This is a genomic window from Paraconexibacter sp. AEG42_29 (genome assembly GCF_040581415.1).
GTDB lineage: Bacteria > Actinomycetota > Thermoleophilia > Solirubrobacterales > Solirubrobacteraceae > Paraconexibacter.
Genome location: NZ_CP114014.1, coordinates 747,407 through 772,354, shown reverse-complemented (window position 1 = coordinate 772,354; position 24,948 = coordinate 747,407). Strand labels below are relative to the sequence as shown.

The 24,948-nt window shown below is 72.5% G+C and carries 25 protein-coding genes and 3 tRNA genes; 15 read left to right on the top strand and 13 right to left on the bottom strand.

Features of this window, described 5'->3' with window-relative positions; translation table 11 throughout:
- The first annotated feature begins 27 nt into the window (after nucleotides 1–27).
- Nucleotides 28–666 carry a TetR/AcrR family transcriptional regulator gene (locus tag DSM112329_RS03695; protein WP_354700459.1) on the top strand — a complete coding sequence of 213 codons (639 nt, stop codon included), beginning with the start codon at nucleotides 28–30 and terminating at the stop codon, nucleotides 664–666.
- A 516-nt stretch (nucleotides 667–1,182) separates the two neighbouring features.
- Here the strand turns inward: DSM112329_RS03695 and DSM112329_RS03690 are convergent.
- Both DSM112329_RS03690 and DSM112329_RS03685 read right to left on the bottom strand, forming a co-directional pair.
- Nucleotides 1,183–1,256, bottom strand: a tRNA-Arg gene (locus DSM112329_RS03690).
- 46 nt (nucleotides 1,257–1,302) lie between these two features.
- A complete protein-coding gene (locus DSM112329_RS03685) occupies nucleotides 1,303–2,151 on the bottom strand; it encodes a serine protease (RefSeq protein ID WP_354700458.1) in 849 nt (282 codons plus the stop codon).
- A 157-nt stretch (nucleotides 2,152–2,308) separates the two neighbouring features.
- Between DSM112329_RS03685 and DSM112329_RS03680 the strand changes: the two genes are divergently transcribed.
- Together DSM112329_RS03680 and DSM112329_RS03675 are read left to right on the top strand one after the other, a co-directional pair.
- On the top strand, nucleotides 2,309–3,580 hold the full coding sequence (locus DSM112329_RS03680) for an alpha/beta hydrolase (RefSeq protein WP_354700457.1): 1,272 nt from the start codon (nucleotides 2,309–2,311) through the stop codon (nucleotides 3,578–3,580).
- A gap of 159 nt (nucleotides 3,581–3,739) precedes the next feature.
- A complete protein-coding gene (locus tag DSM112329_RS03675; protein ID WP_354700456.1) occupies nucleotides 3,740–5,767 on the top strand; it encodes a bifunctional metallophosphatase/5'-nucleotidase in 2,028 nt (675 codons plus the stop codon).
- 8 nt (nucleotides 5,768–5,775) lie between these two features.
- Here DSM112329_RS03675 and DSM112329_RS03670 read toward each other — a convergent pair whose 3' ends face one another.
- Nucleotides 5,776–6,408, bottom strand: a complete 633-nt coding sequence (locus DSM112329_RS03670) for a hypothetical protein (RefSeq protein ID WP_354700455.1) — start codon at nucleotides 6,406–6,408, stop codon at nucleotides 5,776–5,778.
- 57 nt (nucleotides 6,409–6,465) lie between these two features.
- On the opposite strand from DSM112329_RS03670, the gene DSM112329_RS03665 reads away from it, so the two are divergent.
- From DSM112329_RS03665 to DSM112329_RS03650, 4 genes are all read left to right on the top strand, one after another.
- The gene (locus tag DSM112329_RS03665; RefSeq protein WP_354700454.1) at nucleotides 6,466–7,770 is read left to right on the top strand and encodes an adenosylmethionine--8-amino-7-oxononanoate transaminase; all 1,305 of its coding nucleotides are present in this window, start codon (nucleotides 6,466–6,468) and stop codon (nucleotides 7,768–7,770) included.
- A 64-nt stretch (nucleotides 7,771–7,834) separates the two neighbouring features.
- On the top strand, nucleotides 7,835–8,683 hold the full coding sequence (locus DSM112329_RS03660) for a hypothetical protein (RefSeq protein ID WP_354700453.1): 849 nt from the start codon (nucleotides 7,835–7,837) through the stop codon (nucleotides 8,681–8,683).
- A gap of 62 nt (nucleotides 8,684–8,745) precedes the next feature.
- On the top strand, nucleotides 8,746–9,198 hold the full coding sequence (locus tag DSM112329_RS03655; RefSeq protein WP_354700452.1) for a thioesterase family protein: 453 nt from the start codon (nucleotides 8,746–8,748) through the stop codon (nucleotides 9,196–9,198).
- Entirely contained in the window at nucleotides 9,195–10,472 is a 1,278-nt protein-coding gene (locus tag DSM112329_RS03650; RefSeq protein WP_354700451.1) for a hydroxyacid-oxoacid transhydrogenase, read from the top strand. The genes DSM112329_RS03655 and DSM112329_RS03650 overlap by 4 nt, the downstream gene beginning before the upstream one ends.
- A 127-nt stretch (nucleotides 10,473–10,599) precedes the next feature.
- Here the strand turns inward: DSM112329_RS03650 and DSM112329_RS03645 are convergent, their stop codons facing one another.
- The 3 genes from DSM112329_RS03645 to DSM112329_RS03635 form a co-directional block, all read right to left on the bottom strand.
- The gene (locus DSM112329_RS03645) at nucleotides 10,600–11,592 is read right to left on the bottom strand and encodes an asparaginase (RefSeq protein ID WP_354700450.1); all 993 of its coding nucleotides are present in this window, start codon (nucleotides 11,590–11,592) and stop codon (nucleotides 10,600–10,602) included.
- A gap of 61 nt (nucleotides 11,593–11,653) precedes the next feature.
- Nucleotides 11,654–12,151 (bottom strand): low molecular weight protein-tyrosine-phosphatase, encoded by a 498-nt coding sequence (locus DSM112329_RS03640; RefSeq protein ID WP_354700449.1) that lies wholly within the window; start codon nucleotides 12,149–12,151, stop codon nucleotides 11,654–11,656.
- A complete protein-coding gene (locus DSM112329_RS03635) occupies nucleotides 12,148–12,804 on the bottom strand; it encodes a hypothetical protein (protein ID WP_354700448.1) in 657 nt (218 codons plus the stop codon). Before DSM112329_RS03635 ends, DSM112329_RS03640 begins: the two co-directional genes overlap by 4 nt.
- Nucleotides 12,805–12,907: 103 nt before the next feature.
- On the opposite strand from DSM112329_RS03635, the gene DSM112329_RS03630 reads away from it, so the two are divergent.
- Nucleotides 12,908–13,720 carry a MerR family transcriptional regulator gene (locus DSM112329_RS03630; protein WP_354700447.1) on the top strand — a complete coding sequence of 271 codons (813 nt, stop codon included), beginning with the start codon at nucleotides 12,908–12,910 and terminating at the stop codon, nucleotides 13,718–13,720.
- A gap of 3 nt (nucleotides 13,721–13,723) precedes the next feature.
- On the opposite strand, the gene DSM112329_RS03625 is transcribed toward DSM112329_RS03630, so the two are convergent.
- Complete coding sequence (locus DSM112329_RS03625; protein ID WP_354700446.1) at nucleotides 13,724–15,301, bottom strand: cellulase family glycosylhydrolase; 1,578 nt, start codon at nucleotides 15,299–15,301, stop codon at nucleotides 13,724–13,726.
- Nucleotides 15,302–15,392: 91 nt separating this feature from the next.
- A tRNA-Ser gene (locus tag DSM112329_RS03620) sits at nucleotides 15,393–15,480 on the bottom strand.
- A gap of 135 nt (nucleotides 15,481–15,615) precedes the next feature.
- Between DSM112329_RS03620 and DSM112329_RS03615 the strand changes: the two genes are divergently transcribed.
- Nucleotides 15,616–16,017: a type II secretion system protein gene (locus DSM112329_RS03615; RefSeq protein WP_354700445.1), complete on the top strand. Its 402-nt coding sequence runs from the start codon at nucleotides 15,616–15,618 to the stop codon at nucleotides 16,015–16,017.
- A 6-nt stretch (nucleotides 16,018–16,023) separates the two neighbouring features.
- Here the strand turns inward: DSM112329_RS03615 and DSM112329_RS03610 are convergent, their stop codons facing one another.
- Entirely contained in the window at nucleotides 16,024–16,725 is a 702-nt protein-coding gene (locus tag DSM112329_RS03610; protein WP_354700444.1) for a class I SAM-dependent methyltransferase, read from the bottom strand.
- Between the two features lie 72 nt (nucleotides 16,726–16,797).
- Between DSM112329_RS03610 and DSM112329_RS03605 the strand changes: the two genes are divergently transcribed.
- The 4 genes from DSM112329_RS03605 to DSM112329_RS03590 all read left to right on the top strand — a co-directional run bounded on the left by DSM112329_RS03605 (nucleotide 16,798) and on the right by DSM112329_RS03590 (nucleotide 19,589).
- A tRNA-Ser gene (locus DSM112329_RS03605) sits at nucleotides 16,798–16,887 on the top strand.
- Between the two features lie 111 nt (nucleotides 16,888–16,998).
- Complete coding sequence (locus tag DSM112329_RS03600; protein WP_354700443.1) at nucleotides 16,999–17,856, top strand: SDR family NAD(P)-dependent oxidoreductase; 858 nt, start codon at nucleotides 16,999–17,001, stop codon at nucleotides 17,854–17,856.
- Between the two features lie 3 nt (nucleotides 17,857–17,859).
- Nucleotides 17,860–18,495 carry a TetR/AcrR family transcriptional regulator gene (locus DSM112329_RS03595; protein WP_354700442.1) on the top strand — a complete coding sequence of 212 codons (636 nt, stop codon included), beginning with the start codon at nucleotides 17,860–17,862 and terminating at the stop codon, nucleotides 18,493–18,495.
- A 131-nt stretch (nucleotides 18,496–18,626) separates the two neighbouring features.
- Nucleotides 18,627–19,589 carry an SDR family NAD(P)-dependent oxidoreductase gene (locus DSM112329_RS03590; RefSeq protein ID WP_354700441.1) on the top strand — a complete coding sequence of 321 codons (963 nt, stop codon included), beginning with the start codon at nucleotides 18,627–18,629 and terminating at the stop codon, nucleotides 19,587–19,589.
- On the opposite strand, the gene DSM112329_RS03585 is transcribed toward DSM112329_RS03590, so the two are convergent.
- Nucleotides 19,573–19,953: an FKBP-type peptidyl-prolyl cis-trans isomerase gene (locus tag DSM112329_RS03585; protein ID WP_354700440.1), complete on the bottom strand. Its 381-nt coding sequence runs from the start codon at nucleotides 19,951–19,953 to the stop codon at nucleotides 19,573–19,575. The two genes, DSM112329_RS03590 and DSM112329_RS03585, sit on opposite strands and share 17 nt — an antisense overlap.
- A 31-nt stretch (nucleotides 19,954–19,984) precedes the next feature.
- Here DSM112329_RS03585 and DSM112329_RS03580 point away from each other — a divergent pair, with 31 nt between their 5' ends.
- Nucleotides 19,985–20,401 (top strand): GFA family protein, encoded by a 417-nt coding sequence (locus DSM112329_RS03580; protein ID WP_354700439.1) that lies wholly within the window; start codon nucleotides 19,985–19,987, stop codon nucleotides 20,399–20,401.
- A gap of 39 nt (nucleotides 20,402–20,440) precedes the next feature.
- Here DSM112329_RS03580 and DSM112329_RS03575 read toward each other — a convergent pair whose 3' ends face one another.
- Nucleotides 20,441–21,457 carry a DUF459 domain-containing protein gene (locus DSM112329_RS03575; protein WP_354700438.1) on the bottom strand — a complete coding sequence of 339 codons (1,017 nt, stop codon included), beginning with the start codon at nucleotides 21,455–21,457 and terminating at the stop codon, nucleotides 20,441–20,443.
- 25 nt (nucleotides 21,458–21,482) lie between these two features.
- On the bottom strand, nucleotides 21,483–22,874 hold the full coding sequence (locus tag DSM112329_RS03570; protein WP_354700437.1) for an MBOAT family O-acyltransferase: 1,392 nt from the start codon (nucleotides 22,872–22,874) through the stop codon (nucleotides 21,483–21,485).
- Between the two features lie 229 nt (nucleotides 22,875–23,103).
- On the opposite strand from DSM112329_RS03570, the gene DSM112329_RS03565 reads away from it, so the two are divergent.
- A complete protein-coding gene (locus DSM112329_RS03565; RefSeq protein ID WP_354700436.1) occupies nucleotides 23,104–24,309 on the top strand; it encodes an SGNH hydrolase domain-containing protein in 1,206 nt (401 codons plus the stop codon).
- A gap of 82 nt (nucleotides 24,310–24,391) precedes the next feature.
- Here DSM112329_RS03565 and DSM112329_RS03560 read toward each other — a convergent pair whose 3' ends face one another.
- Nucleotides 24,392–24,877 carry a hypothetical protein gene (locus DSM112329_RS03560; protein ID WP_354700435.1) on the bottom strand — a complete coding sequence of 162 codons (486 nt, stop codon included), beginning with the start codon at nucleotides 24,875–24,877 and terminating at the stop codon, nucleotides 24,392–24,394.
- Between the last annotated feature and the right edge of the window lie 71 nt (nucleotides 24,878–24,948).

The window sequence follows — 24,948 nt, the reverse complement described above, 5'->3', positions numbered from 1 at the left end:
TGCCGACAGCGCGACTACCCTGTGCCGATGCGAGCCGACGGCGACCTCACACGCAAGGGCGCGCAGCGGGCCACCGAGATCCTCGACGCCGCGCTGCGCTGCCTCGCGCGCGACGGCTTCGCGGCGACCTCGCTCCAACGCGTCGCTGACGAAGCCGGTCTGAACAAGCGCGTCGTCATCTACTACTACGAGTCCCGAGAAGGCCTGTTCCTCCACGTCGTCGAGCACGTCGGCGGCCGATTCATAGCCCAGCTCGAAGACACCGTCCGAGGCCTGGAAGAGCCCAGCGACATCGTCGAACGCGGCTTCGAGACCTTCTGGGCCTCGATCACCACCGACCGCGCACTCCTCGTCGCCTGGTTCGGCCTGCAGGCCGAATCGATCACCAACCCCGCACTCCACGGCGCCGCCAGCTACATCTCGACCCGCTTCCGCGACCTCGTCAGCGGCCTCATCGACGACGCCATCGGCCGCGGACGCATACTTCTCCTGGACCGAGCGAGCCTGGAAGTCCTCATCCTCGCCAACGTGCAGGGCCTGATCCTCAATTATCTCGAGAACGGCGACACCCCCGAGCTGCAGACCGCCATCAAAACGGTCCAGACCGCGCTGACCTACGTCAGCCAAGCTCCAGCGAACCTCAGCGTCAATACGACCGCGATCTGAACGCGATCTGACCGGCGTTCCCGGACGCACGCCGCGAACTGCCTACCGCCATCGGCGACTTCGCGAACACCGGTCGCTCCGATCGCGCGCGCTCCTGCACGATCACGCGTCGGGGCACCGCTCGTGCGGCCCCCGCCCCCGCACTCAGTAAGCCGCCGCTAGCGGTCCCTAAGACCGCCCGAGAATCGCCACCAATCGCGGGAGAGCGAGGGCAATCCGGAGCCCGGAGCCACTAGTTGCTGCACGGCCGCTCGAATCGACACCCCACCGGGAAGGCGCTTCTCGGCAAGGAAGACCCTTCGGCACGAGAGGTGAGCGACAGGGCTCGAACCCGCGACCGACTGGACCACGACCATAAGGCCGTGGTGGGGCAACAGCCTGTTGCCCCACATCTCGCCCGCCGCGCGACCGCCATTTCCTCGTGTTGCCCCCTACGTTGCCCCACCACCGCCAACGCGCCACAACTGGCGCACCGCGGAATTACGAAAGGCCCGCAAAAGCGGACCTTTCGCCCAGCGCGCCCGAGAGGATTCGAACCTCTGACCTTCGGTTCCGTAGACCGACGCTCTATCCAGCTGAGCTACGGGCGCGTGCGGACGGCAGTCTAGTTGGGCGACTGCCGCCCGCGTCGTGCGGTCAGCCGAGCAGACCGCCGAGGTCGAGCGGGATCGGCTTGGGCGTGAACGGCTCGGTGCCGGGCACGAGGTCGGCGGCGATCGTGGAGTTCGCCCGGAGGTAGTCGAGCTCCTTGGCCAGGTCGCCGACGCCGTTGGAACCCGGGATCGGCAGCAGCGCCAGCGTGCTCAGGACGCCGAGCGCCTCACCGGAGTTCGTCAGGAACGCGCTGCCGGAGTCGCCCGGGACACCCGGGGTCAGGGTCACGACGCCGTGCGACCAGCCGTTGCCGTCGTCGCCCAGGGACAGACCGCGCTTGGGCGAGAGCAGCGTGAGGCCCTGCCGCAGCGACGAGTTGCCGTACGAGAAGACGCCGTCACCGACCTGCAGGCCCGTGCGCGACAGGCCGACAGGACCGCCGTAGAACGGCACCGACGGGTTGACCTTGCCGACGTCGGCCGGATCGACCTTGACCAGCGCGAAGTCGTTGAACGCGCACGTGTCGGGGTCCTTCTCGCCCTTCTCCTGCATCGTGATCCACGAGTTGTAGGCGAGCTTCCCAGGCTGGGTGGCGCCCTGGATCGTCACGTCGGTCCCGAGCGGCAGCGACTTCGAGGTGCAGCCGTCGGTCTCGGTGCTGCCGCCGGTGCCGGAGCAGTGGGCGGCCTGCCCGATGTAGACGTCCTCGCCGGCGGTGAAGATGAAGTTCGACGTGCACTGGCCGGCGCCGGCCGTGTCGGTCTGGACACCGGGGTGCACGGTCGCACTCCCGGCGGGGGCCCACGTCGGGGCGGCGTGGGCGGTCGTGGCAAGGGCTCCGGCGGACAGGGCGACGGCCGCGATGGCGACCAGTCGGGTGCTCAGGGTCATCGGCTCTCCTGGGGACGGGTGACCGCGGGCCCGCGCCCGCGTCGACGTTCCATGCCCGCAGGGCGCGCCGCTGAACCGACGCTGGCGCATATTGCCTCGGGCGGGCGGCGCGGACCAGCGCTGGCATCCGGGGCGCAGGTCACTACCCTGGCCGCCAATGTCCGTCGTCGCCGCCGTCCTGCTGCTCCTGCTCGGTGCCTCCGCCGCGGGTGGGCTCCTGAACGCCCTCTTCCCGCGGCGCGCCTGGTGGGCGATCGGCCCCAGCTGGGGCGCCGCGTTCGTGACGACGGAGCTCGCGCTGCACCTGATCGTCCTCAGCACGCTGGCGGCCGCGGCGCTCGCGGTCCTGGGCGCGACCGGCCACGTCGCCGGCTTCGTCGGGCTCGGGCTGCTCGTGGCGACCGACCTCGCTGCGATCCCGCTCGTCGTCAGCGCGCGCCGGACCCGCCTGTCGACCGGCTCCCTGGTCACCGAGCTCGACATCGCCGACGACGACGGCAAGACGCCGCGTTACCCGCTGAGCCACGTGGCGTTCCCGTGGCTGATGTTCCGCCGGCCCGGCGTGAAGGTGGTGCGCGGCGTCGAGTTCGCGCGCGTGGACGGCCGCCCGCTGCTGGCCGACTTCTACCTGCCGGACACGCCCGCCACGAAGCCCCGGCCGGCCGTCGTCCAGGTCCACGGCGGCGCCTGGGTCCTCGGCTCCCGCCGCGAGCAGGGCATCCCGCTGCTGACGCACCTCGCCGCCAACGGGTTCGTCGGCATGAACATCGACTACCGGCTCAGCCCGTGGGCGCAGTGGCCCGACCACGTCGTCGACGTCAAGCGCGCGATCGCCTGGCTGCGCGAGAACGCCGCCGACTATGACGTGGACCCGTCGTTCATCGCGATCAGCGGCGGCTCGGCGGGCGGTCACCTGTCGGCGCTCGCCGCGCTGACGTCGGACGACCGCAGCCTGCAGCCCGGCTTCGAGGACGCCGACACCTCCGTCGCGGCCGCCGTCCCGTTCTACGGCGTGTACGACATGCTCGACGAGGACCGCCTCCACGCCCCCGCGCTGCACGACATCGTGCTCGCGCCGCTGGTCTTCCGCGTCCGCCGGCAGCACGCCCCGGAGCGGTACCGGGCCGCGTCCCCGTTCTTCCGCGTCCACGCGGACGCCCCGCCGTTCCTCGTGCTGCACGGCACGCGCGACTCGCTGGTCCCGATCGCCGACGCCCACAAGTTCGTCGAGGCGCTGCGCGGGGTGTCCAGGCAGCCGGTCCTGTTCGGTGAGATGGTCGGCGGCCAGCACGCATTCGACGTGATCCCGAGCTGGCGGACGGCGCCGGTCATCGAGGCGATCGAGCGGTTCCTCACCACCACCTACGAGCAGCGCCGCCAGCCGGCGCCGACCCTCCGCCAGGAGCTCGCGGACGCGCTGACGGACTGACGGTCCCGCGCCGACCGACGCGGGGGCCGGACGGCTCCCCGGGGTTGTCAGCGATTTGACAACCCGCGGTGAGCAGGTCGTGAAGGGGCTGGCGCGCGCCGGCGGCGCCGCTTAGCTTGGCGACCGACCCCGCTGTTCCCATCCCAGGAGATCCACCCCATGCGCTCTGCTCTCGCGGCAGTCGTCGCCGCCGGCCTGCTGCTGACCTCGGGCGCCCCGGCGCCCGCGGCCGCCGCGACCGGCGCCGCCTCGTCGTCGCCCACGGCCAAGGCCGGCTCGTCCACCCAGGCCCGGCAGCAGGCGGCCGCGAAGCAGCGCGCGGCCAAGAAGGCGGCGGCGCGGCTGACGCCCGCCCAGCGCAAGGCAGCGGCGAAGAAGGCCGCGGCCAAGAAGGCGGCCGCGAAGAAGAAGGCGCTGGCGAAGAAGAAGGCGCTGGCGGCGGCCAAGAAGAAGGCCCTCGCCGCCAAGAAGGGTCCGAAGGGGCCCAAGGGCGCCACCGGGCCCAAGGGCGCCCCCGGTCCGGTCGGCCCCACCGGCCCGGCCGGTCCCCCCGGCCCGCCCGCGACCCCGGCGGCGCCCGCCGACCGCCAGCTGCGCGTCCTGGCCATCAACGACTTCCACGGGAACCTCGCCCCGCCGTCGGGCAGCTCCGGCACCACGCCGGTCGGCCCCGGCGGCGCCACCGCCGTCACCGGCGGCGCGGCGTACCTGGCCACGCGGGTGAACCAGCTGCGCGCCGGCTCCCCGAACTCGGTCCTCGTCGGCGCGGGCGACCTCATCGGCGCGTCCCCGCTGGTGTCCGGCCTGTTCCACGACGAGCCGACCATCGAGGCGCTCAACGCGATGGGGATGAACTACGCCGGCGTCGGCAACCACGAGTTCGACGAGGGCAGCAAGGAGCTGCTGCGGATGCAGTTCGGCGGCTGCCATCCGGACGACGGCTGCCAGGACGGCGACCCGTTCTACGGCGCCGACTTCGCGTACCTGGCGGCGAACGTCCGCTACGCCGGGACGGACGACACGATCCTGCCGCCCTACATGGTGCGCCGCGTGCAGGGCATCCCGGTCGCGTTCGTCGGCGTCACGCTGAAGGACACGCCGAGCATCGTCACGCCGTCGGGGGTCGAGGGCCTGGCCTTCGACGACGAGGCCGCGGCGGTCAACCGCGTCGTGCGCAAGCTCGCCGACGCCGACGGCGTGCAGGCGTTCGTCGTCCTCATCCACCAGGGCGGCCAGCAGAACCCGCCGTACGCCGCCGGGTACCAGGACGCCAGCGGCTGCGAGAACCTCAGCGGCGACATCACCGGCGTCGTGAACCGGCTCGACAGCCGCGTGGACGCGGTCCTGAGCGCCCACACCCACCAGCCCTACGTCTGCCGGATCAACAACAAGCTCGTGACGAGCTCCTCGTCGTTCGGGCGGCTCGTGACGCGCGTGGACCTCACGCTCGACGGCACCACCGGGGACGTCAAGGCCTACGACGCCGCGAACGTCCTGAACACGCGCGACGTGCCGGAGGACCCGGGCGTCAAGGCGATCGTCGACAAGTACACGGCGGCCGCCGCGCCGATCGCGAACAAGGTCGTGGGGACGGTCACCGCCACGATCAGCCGGACGACCAACGCCGCCGGGGAGTCGCCGCTGGGTGACGTCATCGCGGACTCGCAGCTCGCGGCCACGAGCGCCCCGGCGAAGGGCGGGTCGGTCGTCGCGTTCATGAACCCCGGCGGCATCCGGGCGGACCTGCCGTTCGGGACGGACGGCAAGGTGCCGTACAACGCCGCCTACACGGTGCAGCCGTTCGCGAACACGCTGGTGGTCAAGACGCTGACGGGCGCGCAGATCAAGGCGCTGCTCGAGCAGCAGTTCGACAACCCCACCGCCGGCGCGGACCGTGTCCTGCAGGTCTCGGACGGGTTCACGTACAGCTACGACCGCAGCAAGCCCGCGGGCTCGCGGGTCGACGCCGCCACGATCAAGATCGGGGGGACGGCCGTCGTCCCGGCGACGAACTACCAGGTGACGATGAACAACTTCCTCGCCACCGGCGGGGACGGGTTCGCGGTCTTTGCGGCCGGCACGAACCAGATCGGCGGGGACGTCGACATCGACGCGTTCACCGCCTACCTGGGGACCAAGCCCGCCCTCGCCCCGCCCGCCGCGACCCGCATCACCAAGACGGGCTGAGTCGGGCGTCAGCCCCGGAAGCGTCCCCTCGCCGCGCGGGTCAGCTGCGCGGCGAGCAGGCGCGGCAGCCGCCGCCGGGATCCGCCCAGCGCGTCCCGGACGGCGGCCCGCGCCGCGTCGCCGTGCAGTGCGTCGCCGTGGCCCAGCAGCAGGTGCTCGACGTCGCCCGCGAACCGCTTCAGGACGGACGGCGGCAGCAGGCGCCGCATCGGGTGCACGCCGACGCGCTCGCCCGGCGCGGCGAAGTCGGGCGCGCCGACGAGCGCCTCGGGCACGATCAGCGTCCCGGACTCCGCGATCCAGAGCGCGTCCTCCTTCCAGACCGGCAGGTGCCACATCGGGACGACCTCGAACGGCAGCCCGTGGCCCGAGCCGAGCGGGACCACGTGCAGCGGGACGCTGAGCCGCTCCGCGAGCGCCGCGCAGTCGCGGGGGTGGCGATCCAGCAGCTGCAGGACGCCGCGGACGGGCGCGTCCAGCTCGGCGATTCCCGCGTCCAGCCCGTCCCCGTCCGGCGGGTCGACCAGCCACACGCCCCCGCCGGCCAGGACGGCGTGCCCGGCGCGCTGCATCCACGGCGGCGAGGGATGCGTCCAGCTGCGGGTCACGTCGGACGGGGCGGCGAAGCGCAGGGCGGCCATGGGGCGTGACCCTACCCGCGGGCCGCGCGGCGAATCCCGCGGCGTAGGGTGTCCGCGATGGACTGGGACGCCCTCCTCGCCGCCGACCGCCGCCACGTGTGGCACCCGTACGGCCCGATGCCGGGGACGGTCGACGCGCTTCCCGTCACGAGCGCGCAGGGCGTCCGGCTGACCCTCGCCGACGGGCGCGAGCTGATCGACGGCATGTCCTCCTGGTGGTGCGCCGTCCACGGCTACCGGCACCCGGCGATCGACGCCGCGATCCGCGACCAGCTCGACCGCATGGCCCACGTGATGTTCGGCGGCCTCACCCACGAGGGCGCGATCGTCCTGGCGCAGCGGCTGGTCGCGATGGCCCCCGACGGCCTGGAGCACGTCTTCTTCGCCGACTCCGGGTCGATCGCCGTCGAGGTCGCGATCAAGATGGTCCTGCAGGCCGCGCGGGCGGACGGGAGCACGCAGCGGACGAAGCTGCTGACGGTCCGCGGCGGATACCACGGGGACACGTTCGGGGCCATGGCCGTGTGCGATCCGGTCGGCGGGATGCACTCGCTGTTCACCGGCATCTTGGCCGAGCACGTCTTCGCGCCGCGCCCGCCGGACGGCTTCGACGCCGGCCTCGACCCGGACTGGGCCGCAGCCGTCGATGACCTGGCGGCTCGGCATGCGCACGAGCTGGCGGCGGTGATCGTCGAGCCCGTCGTGCAGGGGGCGGGCGGGATGCGCCTGCACTCCCCCGCCTGCGTCGCCCACCTCCGGGACGTCTGCGACCGGCACGGGCTGCTCCTGGTCCTCGACGAGATCGCGACCGGCTTCGGCCGTACCGGGGCGCTCTTCGCCGCGGACCACGCGGGCGTCACGCCGGACGTGCTGTGCGTGGGCAAGGCGCTGACCGGTGGCGCGCTGACGCTGGCCGCGACGCTGTGCACCCCGGCGGTCGCCGAGCGGCTCGCCACCCCCGCGGCCGGCGGCGCCCTGATGCACGGCCCGACGTACATGGCGAACCCGCTGGCCTGCGCCGCGGCGCTCGCGTCGACGCAGCTGCTGCTGGACGGCGGCTGGCGGGACGACGTCCCGCGGATCGCCCGCGGGCTCGCAGCCGGCCTGGCCCCCGCGCGGGATGTGCCCGGCGTCGTCGACGTCCGGGTCCTCGGTGCCATCGGGGTCGTCGAGCTCGACGGGCCGGTCGACATGGCGCGGGTGACCGCGGCGACCGTCGAGCGCGGCGTCTGGCTGCGCCCGTTCCGGAACCTGGTCTACGCGATGCCGCCATACGTCACCGGCGACGCGGACCTCGCGCGGATCGGCGAGGCCGCGGTGGCTGCGGCGCAGGCCATGGCGACCGCGGAGAGGCACCCCTAAAGGCGGGGAGATCCGCGGCGAACGACGGGGGCCGGAGGCGCGTCCGGGTGAGAGAGTCACGGGCATGTCCCGACGCGTCTGGTCCATCGCCCTCGTCACGCTCGTCGCCGCCCCGGCGGTCGTCGCCGTCCCGGCCCTCGGCCAGGCCGAGGGCGAGGCGGTCTACGTGACCTTCGACCCGCCGCGCGCGAGCCAGGGCGCGGACTACCTCGTCCGGGCGCTCGGCGCGCGCTTCGATCCGGCGCGGACGAAGACGCCGTCGACGATTCGCGTCGACACCCCCGCGGGCGTGAGGCTCAACACGAAGGCCGTGGCCGCGCTGTGCTCGCCCGAGCAGGCGAAGGCGCTGTCGTGCCCGCCCGCGAGCAAGGTCGCGAAGGGCGGCGTGTCGCTGGAGACCGAGATCATCGGGGGCTACGGCGGCACGATCGCCCCGACCGCGACGGTCTACCTGACGCCGCCGACCCAGCCGGGTGACCTCGCCGGCCTCACGCTCCAGGCCGCCTCGTCCGAGAGCGCGACGTTCACCATTCCCGGCCGGGTCATCCGCGGCGCCAACGCCGGCGCGCCCGCCCTGCTGTTCGACCTGTCCACCACCGCCAAACTGCCCTCGGGCGTGACGGCGAAGGTCAAGGACCTCTCGCTGGTCATGGGCGCCAGGCGGCCGCTGCGCGTCACCGTCACCCAGACCCGGAAGGTCAAGCAGACCACCCGGGTCCGCGGCAAGGACGGCAAGCTGCGCAAGCGCACGCGGACCGTGACGAAGAAGGTCAAGGTCCGCAAGACGGTGACCCAGAACCTCATCACGACCCCGAAGACGTGCGCCGGCAGCTTCATGAGCACCGTGACCTACGGCTACACGGACGGCTCGGTCAACGCGCTTCCGGGCGCCACGCCGTGCTTCAAGAGCTGACGGACCGCCCGCGGTAGCCCGACGCCACCGGACGTGCGCCCCTCGCGTATCGTCCGGCGACAGTGAGCACGACCGACGCCGCCCCGCCTCCGACCCGCGCGGACTACCCGCACCGGTCGGCCATTCCGACCCGCTGGAAGGACAACGACGTCTACGGCCACGTGAACAACGTGGAGTACTACGCGTTCTTCGACACGGTCATCAACGAGTACCTGATCCGGGTCGGCGGACTGGACATCCACGGCGGCACCGTGATCGGCCTCTGCGCTGAATCACACTGCAGCTACACGGCCGCGCTGGCGTTCCCGGACACCGTCGACGCCTGCCTGCGCGTCGGTCGGCTGGGCCGCTCGTCGGTCACCTACGAGCTGGCGCTGTTCCGCGCCGGCGACGAGGCCGCGGCCGCGACCGGCTGGTTCGTGCACGTGTTCGTCGACCGGGAGACCCGGCGCCCGGTCGCCGCGCTCCCGGAGCAGCTCCGTTCATCCCTCGAGGCACTGGAGACGACCTCATGAGCCGGCCCGCGCAGGAGACGATCTTCACCCTCGAGGCAACCCCGGTGAAGTACGGCCCGGGGGCGGCCGGCGACGCGGGTTGGGAGCTCGCGCGGCTCGGCGTCACCCGTGCCCTGCTGGTCACGGACCCGGGCGTCCAGGCCGCCGGCCACGCCGACCGCGTCGCCGAGTCGGTCCGTGCCGCCGGCATCGATGTCGTCGTCTACGCCGAGTGCCGCGTCGAGCCCGACCTGGAGTCGATGGAGCACGCGGTCGCGTTCGCGCAGGACGCGAAGGTCGACGGCTTCGTCTCGGTCGGCGGCGGGTCGGCCATGGACACCGCGAAGGTCATGGACCTGATCGTCAGCCACCCGGCCGACATCATAGCCTACATCAACCCGCCGATCGGCGAGGGCCGCAAGCCCCCGTCGCCGCTGCTGCCCCATCTCGCGATCCCGACCACCTCGGGGACCGGCAGCGAGGCCACCACCGTCGCGATCCTCGACCTGCCCGACCTGAAGGTGAAGTCGGGCATCTCGCACCGCTACCTGCGGGCGACGCAGGCGATCGTCGACCCGGAGCTGACGCGGACCCTCGGCGCCGACGTCGTCGCGTCGTGCGGGCTGGACGTCGTCTGCCATGCGGCGGAGTCGTTCCTCTCGCGGCCGTTCGACACGCGCCCCTACCCGGAGACGCCGGACGCCCGGCCGCCGTACCAGGGCTCCAACCCCATCGCCGACATCTGGTCCGCCCACGCGCTGCGGACCGGCGGCACGTACCTGCGGCGGGCGGTGGCGGACGGCGACGACGTCGAGGCACGCGGCGCGATGATGCTGGCGGCGACCACCGCCGGCATCGGCTTCGGCTCGGCCGGCGTCCACATCCCGCACGCGTGCGCCTACCCGATCGCCGGGCTCAAGCACGTCTACCAGCCCCCGGGCTACCCGGCGGATCACCCGTTCGTCCCCCACGGGCACAGCGTGATCGTGACGGCGCCGGCGTGCTTCCGCTTCACCTACGACGCCATGCCCGAGCGCCACCACCACGTCGCCGAGCTGCTCCACGGCGAGCCGATCGCGGACCCGGGGCCGGACACGCTGCCCGACGTGATCGTCGCGCTGATGAAGGACATCCACGCGGCGCGCGGGATCGAGGAGCTGGGCTACACCTCGGACGACATCCCCGCCCTCGTCGAAGGCGCCCTCAAGCAGCAGCGCCTCCTGGTGATCGCCCCCCGCGACCCATCCGCCGACGACTTGCAAAGCATCTTCAAGGCGTCTCTCAGCAACTGGTGACGGACGAGCTGTCGGCGGGAGCGGCCGTCATGCACCGCCGGAGGAGGGCGGCGGTTGGGAGGCGCAGCCGAGCAACCGCCAGGGTAAACCGGGAGCTTCCGAGCCGCAGGCGAGAGAAGCTCCCGGTTTACCCGTCATCCTGGGAGAACGCCCACCGCGTCTCCTCGATGGAGAGCCCCGAGGCCAGGCACGCGAGCAGCTTGATCCGCGCCGCCTGCGGGCTGAGGAAGCCGACGGGGATGATGTTGGTGTCGCGGAGGTCCTGCTCGGAGCCCGCGTACCCGTACGTGCCGGTCAGGACGACCCCGCGCTCGGGGCGGCAGTAGGCGATGATCGGAATCCGCTGCGCCGCCTCGGCCCAGAGCTCGAGCAGCGCGGGCGCGAGGTGCCCGGCGCCGAGCGTGCCGATGACCACGCCGTCCGGGTCGGCGGACAGCGCGGCGCGGGCCAGCGAGCCGTCGTCCCCCGCCGTCGTCGGGACGATGACCACGCGGCGGTCGATGTCGTGCGGGTCCAGCGGCGGGTTGCGCGGCACCCGCGACCAGATGCTGGCGTGCCCCTCGGTGACGCGGCCCAGGGGACCGGTCTGCGGGGAGCTGAAGGCGACGAGCGACGTGGTGTCGGTCTTGCGCGCACAGCGGGCGTGGTGGATCTCCCCGCCGAAGACGACCAGGACGCCCATGCCCGCGGCGTGCTCGCTGGCCGCGACGGAGACGGCGTCCATGATGTTGGCGGGGCCGTCGGCGCCCGCGGCGGTCGCCGTCCGGATGGCGCCGGTGAAGACGATCGGCGCCTCGGCGTCGTGGATGACGTCGCAGAGCATCGCCGTCTCCTCGAGGGTGTCGGTGCCGTGGGTGACGACGACGCCGATGCCGCGGCGGGCCGCGTCGCGTGCCGCTTTGCAGATCAGCAGCATGTCGCCGAGCGTGAGGTGCGCGCTCGGCTTGTTCATCAGCGTCTCGGCGGACAGGCCGGCGCGTCCCGCGAGGGATGGGAGGGCCGCGACGAGCCCGGCGGCGTCCAGCTGCGGCGTCGCCCCCGCCTGCCCGGTCATGGCGATGGTCCCCCCGGCGGCGAGGATGCGCACGCGGCGGGCGTCGGGCAGAGCAGGCGTTGACACCTCGGTCACATTAGAGGCTGACCCTGGGGCGACGGTCCGCGGCGGGTGAAGCCGCGCGGGTTCAACCGGCGGCGACGGTGCCGCCGCGGAGCTGCCCGAGTAGCCCTTCGCAGGCGGCGGTCACGAGGTCCAGGACGTCGTCGAAGCCGCTGGGGCCGCCGTAGTACGGATCGGGGACGTCCAGGTCGCCGGCGGTCACCGCGGCGGGGTCGAACTCACGCAGGCGACAGACCTTCGCGCGGGTCTCGACGTCGTCCGCGGGCAGCAGGGCGAGCAGATCGCGGACGTTGCTCGCGTCGGCGCAGAGCAGCAGGTCGAAGTCCTCGAAGTCCGCCGGCCGGACCTGGCGCGCGGCGCCAGCGAGCGTGATGCCGCGGCCGGCCGCGGCCTGGGCCGAGCGCTCGTCGGGCGGGTTTCCGGCGTGCCACGCGCCCGTGCCGGCGCTGTCGATCGTGATGGTGTCCGTCAGGCCCGCGTCGGCCACCAGGCTGCGCATGACGGCCTCGCCCGTGGGCGAGCGGCAGATGTTGCCCAGGCAGACGAACAGCAGCCTCGTCACGCCGCGTCGCCCTTGCCGCTCCCGCATTCCTTGAACCCGAAGGCGATGGCCTTCGCGCGGGCCCGCTGGCGCAGCCCGGCGGACTTGGCCGTCACCGACTTGTACTTCGTGATGCTCCCCGCCTCCGCCGCCGCCGCGAGGGCGGTGAGCTGCTGCTTCTGCTGGTCGAGCAGCGCGAAGTAGGACGCGAGCGCCGCCTTGTCGGCAGCGGGTCGCTCGACGGCCTTGATCGTGTCGAGCGCGAGGCTCTGCGCGCCGAGGCCCTCCTTCAGGACCGGTGCGACGGCGGCGAGCTGCTCCGCCTCGGTCTTGGCACCGCGCAGGGCCGCGTTGGCCTTCGCGTTGAGCCGCTTGGTCTGGGCGTTGATGGTGCGGCACAGTCCGTCGACCTGGGTCACGTACTGGGCGTGGGTGACGCGGGCGGTGGTCGTCGTCGTCACTGTCGGCGTGCTGACGGTCGGCGCGGCGGTCGGCGTCGTCTGGGTGACGGTGGTGTCGGGCGCGGTGGTCGTCGTCGTCCCCGGCGCGACCGTGACGGAGGAGGTGGTGGTGACGGTGCCGGCGGAGGTCGTGGAGGACCCGGAGCCCTCGTCGTCCGACCCACATCCGGCGAGCAGCCCGGCAGCGAGGATCACAGCAGCAGTGCGACGCATGCTTCGACTTATAGCGCAGCCGTGCCAGGGCCCCTGCCCGGACACATTTCCCGGTCGTGCCCTTGACCCTGACACCATGTGATGGCGCAGGCTGCGTCAGGTCATGTTCACCATCGGAGATTTCGCCAGGCTCGGACGCGTCTCGATCCGGATGCTGCGTCACTACGACGCCATCGGGGTGCTGAGGCCCGCTCGGGTGGACCCCGACACCGGGTACCGGTACTACGAGCTGGACCAGCTGCGGCGCCTGAACCGCCTGGTCGCGCTCAAGGACCTCGGGTTCAAGCTCGAGCAGGTGCAGGTGTTCCTCGACGAGTCGGTCGGCGTCGAGGAGCTCACCGGCATGCTGCGGCTGCGGCGCGTCGAGCTCGAGGCACGGCTGGCGGAGGACGCCGGTCGCCTTGCGCGGGTCGAGGCGCGACTCCGGTCCATCCAGAGAGAAGGCCAGATGACCAGTTCCGCCGTCACCCTGAAGTCCGTCCCCGCCGTCCGCGTCGCGCAGCTCAGCGACACCGCGGGCGGGTGGGCACCCGAGGAGATCGGGCCCGTGATCCAGGCCCTGTTCGGGCAGCTCGGCGAGCGGCTGGAGGCTGCCGGCGTCGAGCCGTGCGGTCCGCCGCTGTCCTACTACGCGCCGCGCGAGGACGACCGCATCGACGTGCACGCGGCCATGCCGGTGCCGGCCGGCGCCGACGGCGCGTTCACCGTCACGGAGCTCCCGCCTGTCGAGCGCGCCGCGACCCTGCTGCACCACGGCTCGATGGAGCAGTGCATGCCGTCCTACGAGTCGCTCGCCGTGTGGGTGGAGGAGCAGGGCCTGCGCAGCGTCGGGCTCTCACGCGAGGTCACGCTGCAGTGCCCGGATGACGTCGCAGGCTGGGTGACCGAGCTGCAGCTGGTCGTCGCGGACTCCTAGTTCTCAGAACGTCCGGGAGACGATCTTCGGGCGGGCCTTCGCGGAGCCCGGGAAGGTGACCGTCAGCTTCCGCGCCCGGGCGCCCTTCGGCAGGACGACCGTGGCGCTGAAGCGGCCGGTGATCGAGCTGCGGACGGTCTTCGTCTTTTTCTGCGTGCGCCGGGCGCGGGCCGGGAGGTACTCGACGACGACCTTGATGCTCGCCCGGGCGGCGGGCTTCAGGGTGCCCTTGAAGCTCACGACCCGGCCCCTGCGCTTGACGCCCGCGAGCGCGATGGAGGCGTTGACGCGCGTGCCGGGCAGGGGCTGCGTGGTGCCCGGGGTCGTGCCTGTGCCGGTGCCCGGGGTCGTGCCTGTGCCCGGGGTCGTGCCGGGGCCCGGGTTCGTGCCGGGGCCCGGGTTCGTCCCCGGGCCGGGCGCGGTGACGACGTCGCCCAGGGCACTCGGGAACCTGGCGAGGTGCGCCTTCAGCTCGGTGCCGTTCGGGGCGCGCGGCGTCCCGTCTGCGCTGGTCAGCAGCGAGTACTGGCCGCACTCGGCGGTCGAGACCCACCAGCCCCACGCGAGGTAGCCGACGCTGGGCTGCCGATCGGCCCAGGTCATGAACTGCTCATCGAAGCCCGGGACGCAGGAGCCGAACTCGCCGGTCACGACGGGGACCTGGGCGGCCACCGGCCGGATGGTCCGGTCCCAGCACGCCTCGTTCGAGCAGGCCTGGCTCTGGTAGTTGTGGAACGCCGCGACCACCTGATCGTCCGTGGGCCGGTTGACCAGCCACTCGCCGAGGTCGTTCGCGTAGTCCCGCCCGGCGACGAGCACCGGTTGCCGTGCCCCGGTCGAGCGGACGGCGGCCACGAGCGCGTCCATCCCGACGACGGGCGCGGTCCCGGGCACCGCGCCGAGGTCCGCCGTGTCCGTCGCGTTCGGCTGCTGGCACCCGCCGCTCTTCCAGCAGGACCAGGTCAGGTCGATCCCCGGGGCACGCGAGTACGGCTCGTTGAAGAGGTCGAACATCACCGACGGCCGCGACTTGAACGTCGTCGCGACGCTCTGCCAGAAGGCCGGCGCGCCGGTCCCGGCCATCGCCCGCTGGCCGCCCCTGCCGTCGTTCGGCCCGTACCAGTGGAGGTCGAGGACGGCGACGATGCCCGCGGCGTTGAGCAGATCGACGAACCGCTCGACGGCCTGCCGGTAGCCCTCCTTGGTGTAGACCACCGCGGGCGTGTCGGGGTCCTGGCCGGGAAGGCCGTCGGTCCCCATCCAGCAGCTCTGGTTGAGCGGGATGCGGATCGTCGTGATGTTCCAGGACGCCATCATGGCGACCGCGCCGGCGTCGGGCAGCCGGTCGGGCGTGGTGTCGTTGCCGCCGTACGCGTAGCCGTAGTAGCACGCGTACTCGAAACTCGGGTAGTTGGCGCCGCGGACGGCGAACGCGCGGCCGGTCGCCGCGTCGACCAGGCGGTTCCCCACGACCGTCGGCTGCGGTGCGGCGCCGTGGGCCGGCCCGGCGGCGGCCGCCGCGAGCGCCAGCGTCGCTGCGACGAGCGGCCAGAGGAGCAGGCGGATCAGCGACCGTGGCATGACCCGCCCGATCCTAGTCCCACACACGGCCTGCGTGAGACCGGATGCGTCACATAGATGCTCTGCGTCGCACGGAACCGCCCGGGCGGAGCGGAGAGGGCGGGATTCGAACCCGCGAACGCCTTTCAGACGTCTCCGGTTTTCAAGACCGGTGCATTCAACCGCTCTGCCACCTCTCCGAGGCCACGGATACTGACGAATCCGCCCGGGACCCGCCGCCTCAGGTTTCGGTCGCCCGGACCGACCACCCCGAGTGGGTCCCACGGACGGGACCGCGTGCCCGGCGGGTGCGCCCGGAACAAGGAGGTTCACCCGTGTCAGCGACGTCCCACGACGACCGCGCCTACACCCTGCCCGAAGTGCTGGTCACGCTGCTCGTGCTCGCGGGCCTCGCCGCGATCGCGGTGCCCGCGTTCGCCGGGCAGGCGCGCAAGGCGGACGACGTCGCCGTCCGCCAGCGCCTCCGCGATGCCGCGACACAGCTGGACCTGTGCTTCGTCGAGCGCGCCGACTACGAGACGTGCGAGCAGGTGGACGGGTTCACGCCCGCGGAGGTCCTGCGCACCACGATCCTGCCGCAGTCCTACGCCCTGACCGCGCGGAGCGGAGCCGGGACCGACTACACGATCCGCCGGGTCGTGCCCGCCGGTGAGACCCGCACCTGCGCGGCAGCGGACCCGCCCGCGGGTGCCGGCTGCCGGGACGGGGCCTGGTAGGCGGGGTCAGGCCGGACGACGCCAGGCGAACGCGAACGAGATCGGCTGACCGCGCTGGGCGGCCCAGCGCGGCTTGGCGGCGATCCACTCGTCCCCGATGACGGCCTCGTGGAGCTCGGCGAGCACCCAGCCGGCCGCGTGCGCCGCCGCGACGTGGTCTCCCAGCAGGTGCAGGTGGGTCTCGATCGCGACGGCCTCCCCATCGGCGGCGTCGAAGTGCGTGGGCATGCCGGACGCGATCAGGAAGAACGGGTGGATGCCGACCAGCACGTACGCTCCGCCGGGCCGCGCGAGCCGGAAGGCCTCGGCGTACAGCGGCTCCAGAGCGGGCAGGTGCTCGTCCACGAGCGACGTACTGACGAGGTCGTAGGCGCCCGCCGTCAGCCCGCTGGCCCGGACGTCCGCCTCCGCCAGCGAGCGGAAGATCCCCCGCGCGTGCGCCCGCTCGAGCATCTCGGGCGTGAGGTCGACGCCGTCGATCCCGCGGGCGCCGCGCGCGTCCAGCCACGCCCCGGTGCGGCCGGTCCCGCAGCCGAGGTCGGCCACGTCGGCCGCGGCCGCCCAGTCCACGGTCGTCAGGCGCTCCAGCAGCGCAAGGTCCATCTCGTCCCGGACGGTGTCCTCGTAGGTCGCGATCCACTGGCCGTAGCCGCTGCGGACGTCCACCGTCCGGTAGCCGCGGGTGTCGAAGGCCGAGAAGTCGCCCATGTCTGCATTCAAGCGCACCCCCGGTCGCGTCCTGCGCCCGGGCGGCCCGCTGCTCTACACTTCGCGGCGCACGGAGAGGTGGCCGAGAGGCTGAAGGCGCCCGCCTGCTAAGTGGGTATGGGGTTGAAAGCTCCATCGCGGGTTCGAATCCCGCCCTCTCCGCTTCGCGCGAAGCCCTGCCTCCGGCGGGGCTTCGGTCGTTCCGGACCCGCCCATCTCGTCAGACGTTTCCGACAACTTGACGTTCTGCGCACAAGATGTCAGTTTGTCGCTATGCCGACACCCTCCGCCGCCGTCCTGATCACCGGCTGCTCGACCGGCATCGGCCGGGCGACCGCCTCGCACCTGGCCCGGCGCGGGCACACCGTCTACGCCACCGCCCGCCGGCTCGAGAGCCTCGCCGGCCTCGAGGCGGAGGGATGCCGGCTCCTGGCGCTCGACGTCACCGACGAGGACTCGATGCAGGCCGCCGTGAACCACGTCGTCGACGCGGAGGGGGCGGTCGGCGTGCTCGTCAACAACGCCGGCTACTCGCAGTCCGGCGCGCTGGAGACCGTGACGCCAGAGGACCTGCGCCGGCAGTTCGAGACCAACGTCTTCGGCCTCACGCGCATGTGCCAGCTCGCGCTGCCCGGGATGCGCGCGCAGCGCAGCGGGAAGATCATCAACGTCTCGTCGATGGGCGCGAACTTCACGTTCCCGGGGGGCGGCGTCTACCACGCGACCAAGCACGCGGTGGACTCGCTGTCGGACGCGCTGCGCTTCGAGGTCGCCGGCTTCGGCATCGACGTGGTCATCATCCAGCCCGGCCTGATCCGCACGAGCTTCGCCGAGACCGCCGCGGCCGCGATGCCGTCCAGCCCGGACGAGGGGCCCTACGCCGAGTTCAACGCGGCGCTCGCCACGGCGACGAAGGAGATCTACGAGGAGGGCCCCGCCGCCCGGCTCGGCGGCGGCCCGGAGACGGTCGCGAAGGCCATCGAGCGCGCGATCACCGCCAAGCGGCCGAAGATCCGCTACCGCGTCACGGCCTCGGCACACCTGCTGATCCCGCCGGCCCGCCTGATGCCGCCGCGGGTGTGGGACCGGATGATGGCGACGCAGTTCGTGCGTCCCGGCCGGTCCGGCTGAGGCATGGCACCGCAGGGCACGTCGCCCGCCGGCGCGTCACCGGTCGCGTCCGCGCGCGGCGAGGCGACCCGGGTGGCGATCCTCGCGGCGGGGCTGAGCCGCTTCACCGCCTACGGGTACCGCCGCACGTCGATGGACGACATCGCGGCAGCGGCCGGCTGCTCGCGGGCGACGATCTACTTCCACTTCGGCACGAAGGAGGAGGTGTTCCGCGCGCTGGCCCAGCACCAGCACGACCTCGCGCTCGAGGCGATGCGCGCGGCGTCGCTGGCCGAGCACGCCGACGTCGGCGCGCGGGTACTGGCGATGCTCGAAGCGCGGTTCGGCGGCTTCGTCGCACTCGCGCACGGGTCGCCGCACGGCGCCGAGATCCTCGCCGAGGGGGGCCGCGTCTCCGCGGACATCGTCGCGGCGGCCCACGCCCAGACGCTTGCGCTGCTGGGTGCGACGCTGCGAGCCGCCGCGAAGGCCGGCGAGCTCGATCTCAAGGCCGCGGGCCTGTCGGCCCCCGCCGCGGCACAGGCGATCCTGGACGGCGCCCACGGCGCGAAGACGGACGCCGCACTGACCCCGGACGCCTACCGCCGCCGCCTGAGAGCGGTCGTCCGCCTGCTGGTCCGCGGCCTGTCCCCCGCCTGACCCGCAGGCCCGTCCGCTGCTCCCGGAGCGACACACGACGGCCCCGCGACCATCGCCAGCCGGCGTCCCACCCCCCGGCCGGCCCCGGCCGGCGACTGATCCGGCCGCCTCCCCCATCCGGACAACCAGATGTGATCGCCTCCGTCCTCGACCGCGCCCTCGACCTCACCGTCGCCCCCGGCTACTCCCGCGTCGGCTACGAGCTGCGGCGCCGCGGTTGGCCGGGTCGCGGCGATGACCTGCCCCAGATGGAGGGCCGCACCGTCGTCGTCACGGGCGCCACGGGCGGCATCGGCCGCGCCGCCGCCGAGCGGTTCGCGGCGCTCGGCGCCCGCGTCGTCCTCGTCGGGCGCAGCCAGGAGCGGGCCGACACGGCGCGCAGGGAGATCGTCGCCGCCACCGGCAACCAGGACGTGGCGATCGTCCTCGCGGACCTCGCGTCGCTGGACTCCGTGCAGGCGGCCGTCGACACGCTGAAGCGCGACGAGGCGGCGATCCACGTGCTCGTCAACAACGCCGGCGTCATGAGCGACACGCGTCAGCTGTCGGTCGACGGTCACGAGCTGACCTTCGCGACCAACCTGCTCGGGACGTTCGCGCTCACCGAGGGGCTCAGGGAGTTGCTCGTCGAAAGCGCCCCCGCCCGCATCGTCACCGTGTCCTCGGGCGGCATGTACAGCCAGAAGCTGCGCCTGGATGACCTGCAGACCGCGCGGATGGAGTACGCCGCCCCGGCGGTCTACGCGCGGACCAAGCGCGGGCAGGTGGTCCTGACCGAGTGGTGGGCGGACCAGCTGCGCGGCACCGGCGTCACCGTCCACGCGATGCATCCGGGCTGGGCGGACACCCCCGGCGTCGAGACGTCGCTGCCGCGCTTCCACAGCCTGCTGAAGCCCGTGCTGCGGACCCCCGAGCAGGGCGCCGACACGATCGTCTGGCTCGGCGCCGCCGCGGAGCCGGGCCGGACCAGCGGCCGCTTCTGGCACGATCGCCGGCCGCGTCCCGTGAACGTCCTCCCGACGACCCGGGGCGGCGACGACGACGGCGAGCGCCTCTCCGCCGCCCTGCGGGACCTCGTCAGCGCACCGCGATGAGGTCCACGACGAAGACGAGCGTCTCGTCCTTGCCGATGACCGGCGGGGCGCCGCGCTTGCCGTAGCCGAGCATCGGCGGGATCGTGATGCGGCGGCGGCCGCCGACCTTCATGCCGGCCACGCCGTCGTCCCAGCCCTTGATGACCTGGCCCTTGCCCAGGCCGAACTTGAACGTGTCGCCGCGGTCCCACGACGCGTCGAACTGCTTGCCGCTGGACCACGACACGCCGACGTAGTGCACCTCGACGGTGTGGCCGGAGACGGCCTCGTCGCCGTCGCCGACGACCAGGTCCTCGAGCTCGAGCTGGTAGGACGGGTCGGTGCCGACGGGGACGTCGACGGTGGGCTTCTCGCTGGTGGACATGGCTCGAACCGTAGCCGGGTAGCGTCACCCCATGTCCTCACCCACACTCACCGCCGGCTGCGGCTGCGGCGCCGTCCGCCTTGCGATCGACGCCCCGCTCGAGGCGGCCGCCTACTGCCACTGCACCCGCTGCCAGCGGCGCAGCGGCACCGCGGCGCAGGCTTCGGGCCGCGTCAAGCCGGGCTCGGCGACGATCGTCGAGGGCGAGGACCGCGTCGGGCGGTGGGACGCCGGCGACGGCCTGCTCAAGTGCTTCTGCCGGGACTGCGGGTCGGCGCTGTTCGCCGCCGACCGCGATACCGGTGCCGTCGTCGTCGTCCGGCTCGGTGCGATCGACGGCGACCCCGGGGTGCGGCCCCAGGCCCGCCAGTTCGTGGCGAACGCCGCGCCGTGGGAGCCGATCCCGGACGACGGGCTGCCGCGGTTCGACGGTCGCCTACCGGGCTGAGCGAGCGCGCCGGGCCGAGCGCCCGGCGAGCTCGAGCGCTCAGAAGTCGAAGTGCTGCTGGAGCTGCTTGATGAGCAGCTCCCCGAGCAGGTCGGCACCCTCGTCGTTGAGGTGGATGCCGTCCTCGCGCCGGACGATCGTCTTCTTGCCGTCGATGTCCATCGCGTCCCGGTACTTGTCCCCGGGCGTGAACGTCGGGAGCGTGTCGAAGACGGTCACCTGGTTGCGGTAGGGCTGCGCGGCGACCTCGATCGCGGCGTTGACGACCTTGGCGATCTTCTGCCGGGCGGCCTGGCGCTGCGTCGGGAGCTTGACCCAGTAGATGTGCGTCTTCCCGCCCGCGCGGTAGGTGTTCATCATCTGCCGCACGCGGTTGGCGTAGATCGCCGCCCAGTCGGCGCCGCAGCACTCGACGTCCTTGCCGGCGGCGTTCTTCATCGGGAAGCCCTCGTTGGCGCCCATGAACATGATCACCGCGTCGGGATCGATGTTCTCCTTCTGGGTCGCCGACAGCCGGCCCCACTCGACGAGATCCGTCTTGGAGATGCCGGAGCCCAGGACGGGCTTGCGGTCGACGTCCACCCCGGCGGAGGCCAGGTCGCGCGCCATCACCTTGTCGAGCGGGTCCGACAGCGAGTCGCCGGTCACGAGCAGCTTCTTGAGCGGCAGCTTCGCCGCGGGCTTCGCGCCGATGGCGGCGGGGTCGAAGGCGGCAGGTGTGACGAGCGGGACCTGGTTCGCGGCCCCCGCGGCGGGCGCCTGGTCGAAGCCGCCCTTCTTGCTGAGCTCCTCGTCGGGCGACAGCCCGGCGGTCAGGTCGTGCGCCACGTCGTGGAACGGCAGCTGGTCCGCGAGCCAGCCCGCGGGTTTGGCGACCGCGAGGATCGCCGTCCGCTGGACGCCGGGCTCGAGCCGCTCCCCGGCGTTCTTCATCGAGTTGCCGTTGATGAGGACCAGCACGAACGCGCAGACGAACACCGTGATGATGGCGTCGCGCGCGTTGAAGCGCCGCGAGTTCTGCTCGAATCGGTCCATCAGCGCGTCGTCGTCTGCCATCGGAAGATGCTCCTCTTACGGCCGCTTAGAAACTGAAGTAGATGAAGGGGGCGACACCCTGGCTCGAGATCGTCGCAGCCGTCGCGACGATCAGCAGCGCCAAGCTCGTGCCGAGCACGAGCGGGCGTCGGCCCTCGAACCAGATGGTGGCCTTCTGCAGCAGGCCGGTCGGCAGCAGCTGCAGGCCGATCGTCAAGCCGATCGCCAGCGCCACGCCCGGGGTCAGCAGCGTCAGCCCGCCGCCCTGGGTGAAGCCCGTCAGGAAGTCGCCGAGCTCCCCGAGACTCTGGCTGCGGAAGACGATCCAGCCCAGGACGATGGCGTGGAAGGTGACGAACCAGCGGACGAAGACCGGCAGCTTGTAGCGCCCGCCCCACATCCGCTCGAGCACCTGGTAGAGGCCGTGCAGGCCGCCCCAGATGACGAACGTCCACGCGGCGCCGTGCCAGAGGCCGCCGAGCAACATCGTCAGCATGAGGTTGCGGTAGATGAACCACTTGCCGCCGCGGTTGCCGCCCAGCGGGATGTACAGGAAGTCGCGCAGGAACCGCGACAGCGTCATGTGCCACCGCCGCCAGAAGTCCTGGAAGCCGGTCGCCTTGTAGGGGCTGTTGAAGTTCTGCGGGAAGACGTAGCCCATCAGCAGCGCCAGGCCGATCGCGATGTCCGTGTAGCCGGAGAAGTCGCAGTAGATCTGCGCGGTGTACGCGTAGGAGGCGAGCAGGACGTCGGGCGCGCCGTACCCCTGCGGGACGCCGAACACGGGGTCGGCCACCGACCGCGCGAGGTAGTCCGCGATGACGACCTTCTTGATGAGGCCGAGCGCGATCAGCGAGATGCCGGCGCCGACCGCCACCCGCTTCGGGTTGGCCGGCTTCAGCAGCTGCGGGAGGAACTCCTTGGCGCGGACGATCGGGCCGGCGACGAGGTGCGGGAAGAAGCTCAGGTACAGCGCGACGTCGATCGTCGGCGACGGCTCGACCTCGCGGCGGTACACGTCCACCACGTAGGAGATCGCCTGGAAGGTGAAGAAGCTGATGCCGACCGGGAGCGCGATGGTCAGCAGCGGGAGCGGCATGCCGAGCCCGATCGAGTCCAGGCCGTCGGCGAGGCTCTCGACGAAGAACGAGTAGTACTTGAACACCCCCAGCGCGAAGAGGTCGATCACGACGATCGTCACCACGAGGCGCTTGCGGGCGACGTCGTCCTCGGTGCGGTGGATCCACTTCGCGAACAGCTGATTGGCGATCGTCACGCCGCCCAGGAGCAGGCAGAACCGCGGGTTCGCGCCCGCGTAGAAGACGTAGCTCGCGATGACGATGAACGGCTTCCACAGCGACGGCCGCGACATCAACGCCCACGAGATCGCCAGGACGATCGGGAAGAAGATGGCGAACTGGGTGGTGGGGAAGAGCATCAGCGGGAGCTCGTTCGCGAGCGACGCGGAGGCGCCGGGCGCGGCTTCTGGGGCGCGGGAGCGGGCGTGGGGGCGAGGAAGGGCGCCGCCCGGCCAGCGCCGGATCATAGAGACGACCGGCGTTTCCGGTCCCGTCAACGCGCGCGCCCCGTCAAAGGTGACGCGTCGCAGCGGCGCCCGGCGGCAAGCGCGCCGCATCTCCGAGGCGTCTTGTAGCGTTTCGACGCACATGTACGCCTCTCTGCTCGCTCGGATCGCGTCCACGCGCGCTCCGGGCCGCGGCCGCTGCACCCCGCGGCCGCACCCGGCGCTCAAGCTGGCGGGTGCCGGCATCCTGCTCGCGCTGTCCGTCGGCTCCCCCGCCCCGGCCCTGGCCGCCGCCGGCGAGTCCGGCCCCCCGCCCAAGGCCCCGGCGTGCTTCGGCGCGGCCGCGCGGGACCTGCTGCACCCGTGCAGCAACTCCGCGCTGCGGTTCCGCGTGACCCCGACGCCGGACAACGCCCTGATCGAGCCGAACGCCGAGTGCGTGACGGTCTCGCTGATCAGCAAGCCGTTCGTCTGCAGCTTCGGCTTCACGCCGCCCGAGGCCGCGCGCGCCGCCGGGACCATCGCGCTGGTCGGGGACAGCCACGCCGCCCACTGGCGCGCGGCCCTGGACCCGTTCGCCAAGGCCCGCGAGTGGACCGGGTACTCGCTGACGCGCTCCAGCTGCCCGTTCTCGACGACCACACCCGTCCTGGAGGAGTCGACGCGGCGCGCGTGCGTGAAGTGGAACCCGCAGGTCCAGGCCTGGTTCCGGCGGCACAAGGAGGTGTCGACGGTCTTCCTGTCCGAGCACATCCAGGTCCGCGTCACCGACTCCAAGAAGCGCGGGCAGTACGAGGCGAAGGTCCGCGGCTACATGAACCAGATGTCCGCGCTGCCCGCCTCCGTCACGCGTGTCGTCGTCATCAAGGACACCCCGCGCGCCACCGGGAAGACCGCGGCCTGCGTCGCGGGCGCGGTGCGCAAGAAGCAGCGGGCCGGTACCGCCTGCGCGATCCCGCGCAGCTTCTCGGTCAAGCCCGACCCAGCGGTCGAAGCCGTCCGCCGCCTCAAGTCCCCTCGCTACATGGCGGTCGACCTGACGAGCTTCTTCTGCTCCAGCCGGTTCTGCTTTCCGGTGATCGGTGGCGTCCTCGTCTTCAAGGACCCCGGGCACATCACGCGGGCCTTCGGCGAGACCCTCGCGCCCTACCTGCAGCGTGCCGTCGAGAAGCTCGCACCGTTCAAGCCGCTGACCGAGCCGGCCCCGCAGGCGCCGTCGCAGCTGGACCCGCCGGCGACCACCCCCGCCCCGCAACCGACGCCGACGCCGGAGCCCGCACCGGCCACGCCGCCGGTCACCGACCCGGCACCCGTCGCCCCCGCGGCGGCCGCCTCACCCGCCGCTTAACGCAGACTGCGCGCCCCGGACCAGGTCCGGGACGCGCGGTGACCGTCGCGGAGCGGCGCTCCGCGTCAGGTGATGCTGCGGGCTACGCGGTGTCCTGCGAGTAGCTGTAGACGACCTTCTTGGAGCCCTTCTTGCACGTCACGGTCGAGGAGTACTCGGTCGGGATCGACGCGCCGCGCTTCTCGGTGCACTTGTAGCCGCTGACCCGGGTGCAGGTCGCCTTGCGGCCCTTCTTCAGGCGACACTTGTCGTGCGCCTTCATGACGGACTTCGCGGAGCTGCAGCTGAGGCCCGTCGCCTTGAGCGAGGTGAAGTACCCGCCCTTCTTGGTGCCGTCCTTCGTCGACAGCGAGCACGTTGCAGCCTTGGACGCGGTGTAGGTGGCGGCGGTGGCGGTCGTCGAGGTGACGCCGGCGACGGGGACGACACCGGCGAGGCAGGCCAGCGTGACGAGGGTGCGCGCGCGGGGGCGGCGACGGCTGTGCATCAGGAAGTTCTCCTTGGAGGGGGTGATGATCGGGAAGGTAACACGGAGGTAAACGGCCCCGGTGCGGTCCGGGTTACACATCTCACGAAGCTCTCACAATGCCTGTCACCGGTCGTACGGGGCGCCGCCGTCGCCGCTTGGCGGGCCCATCG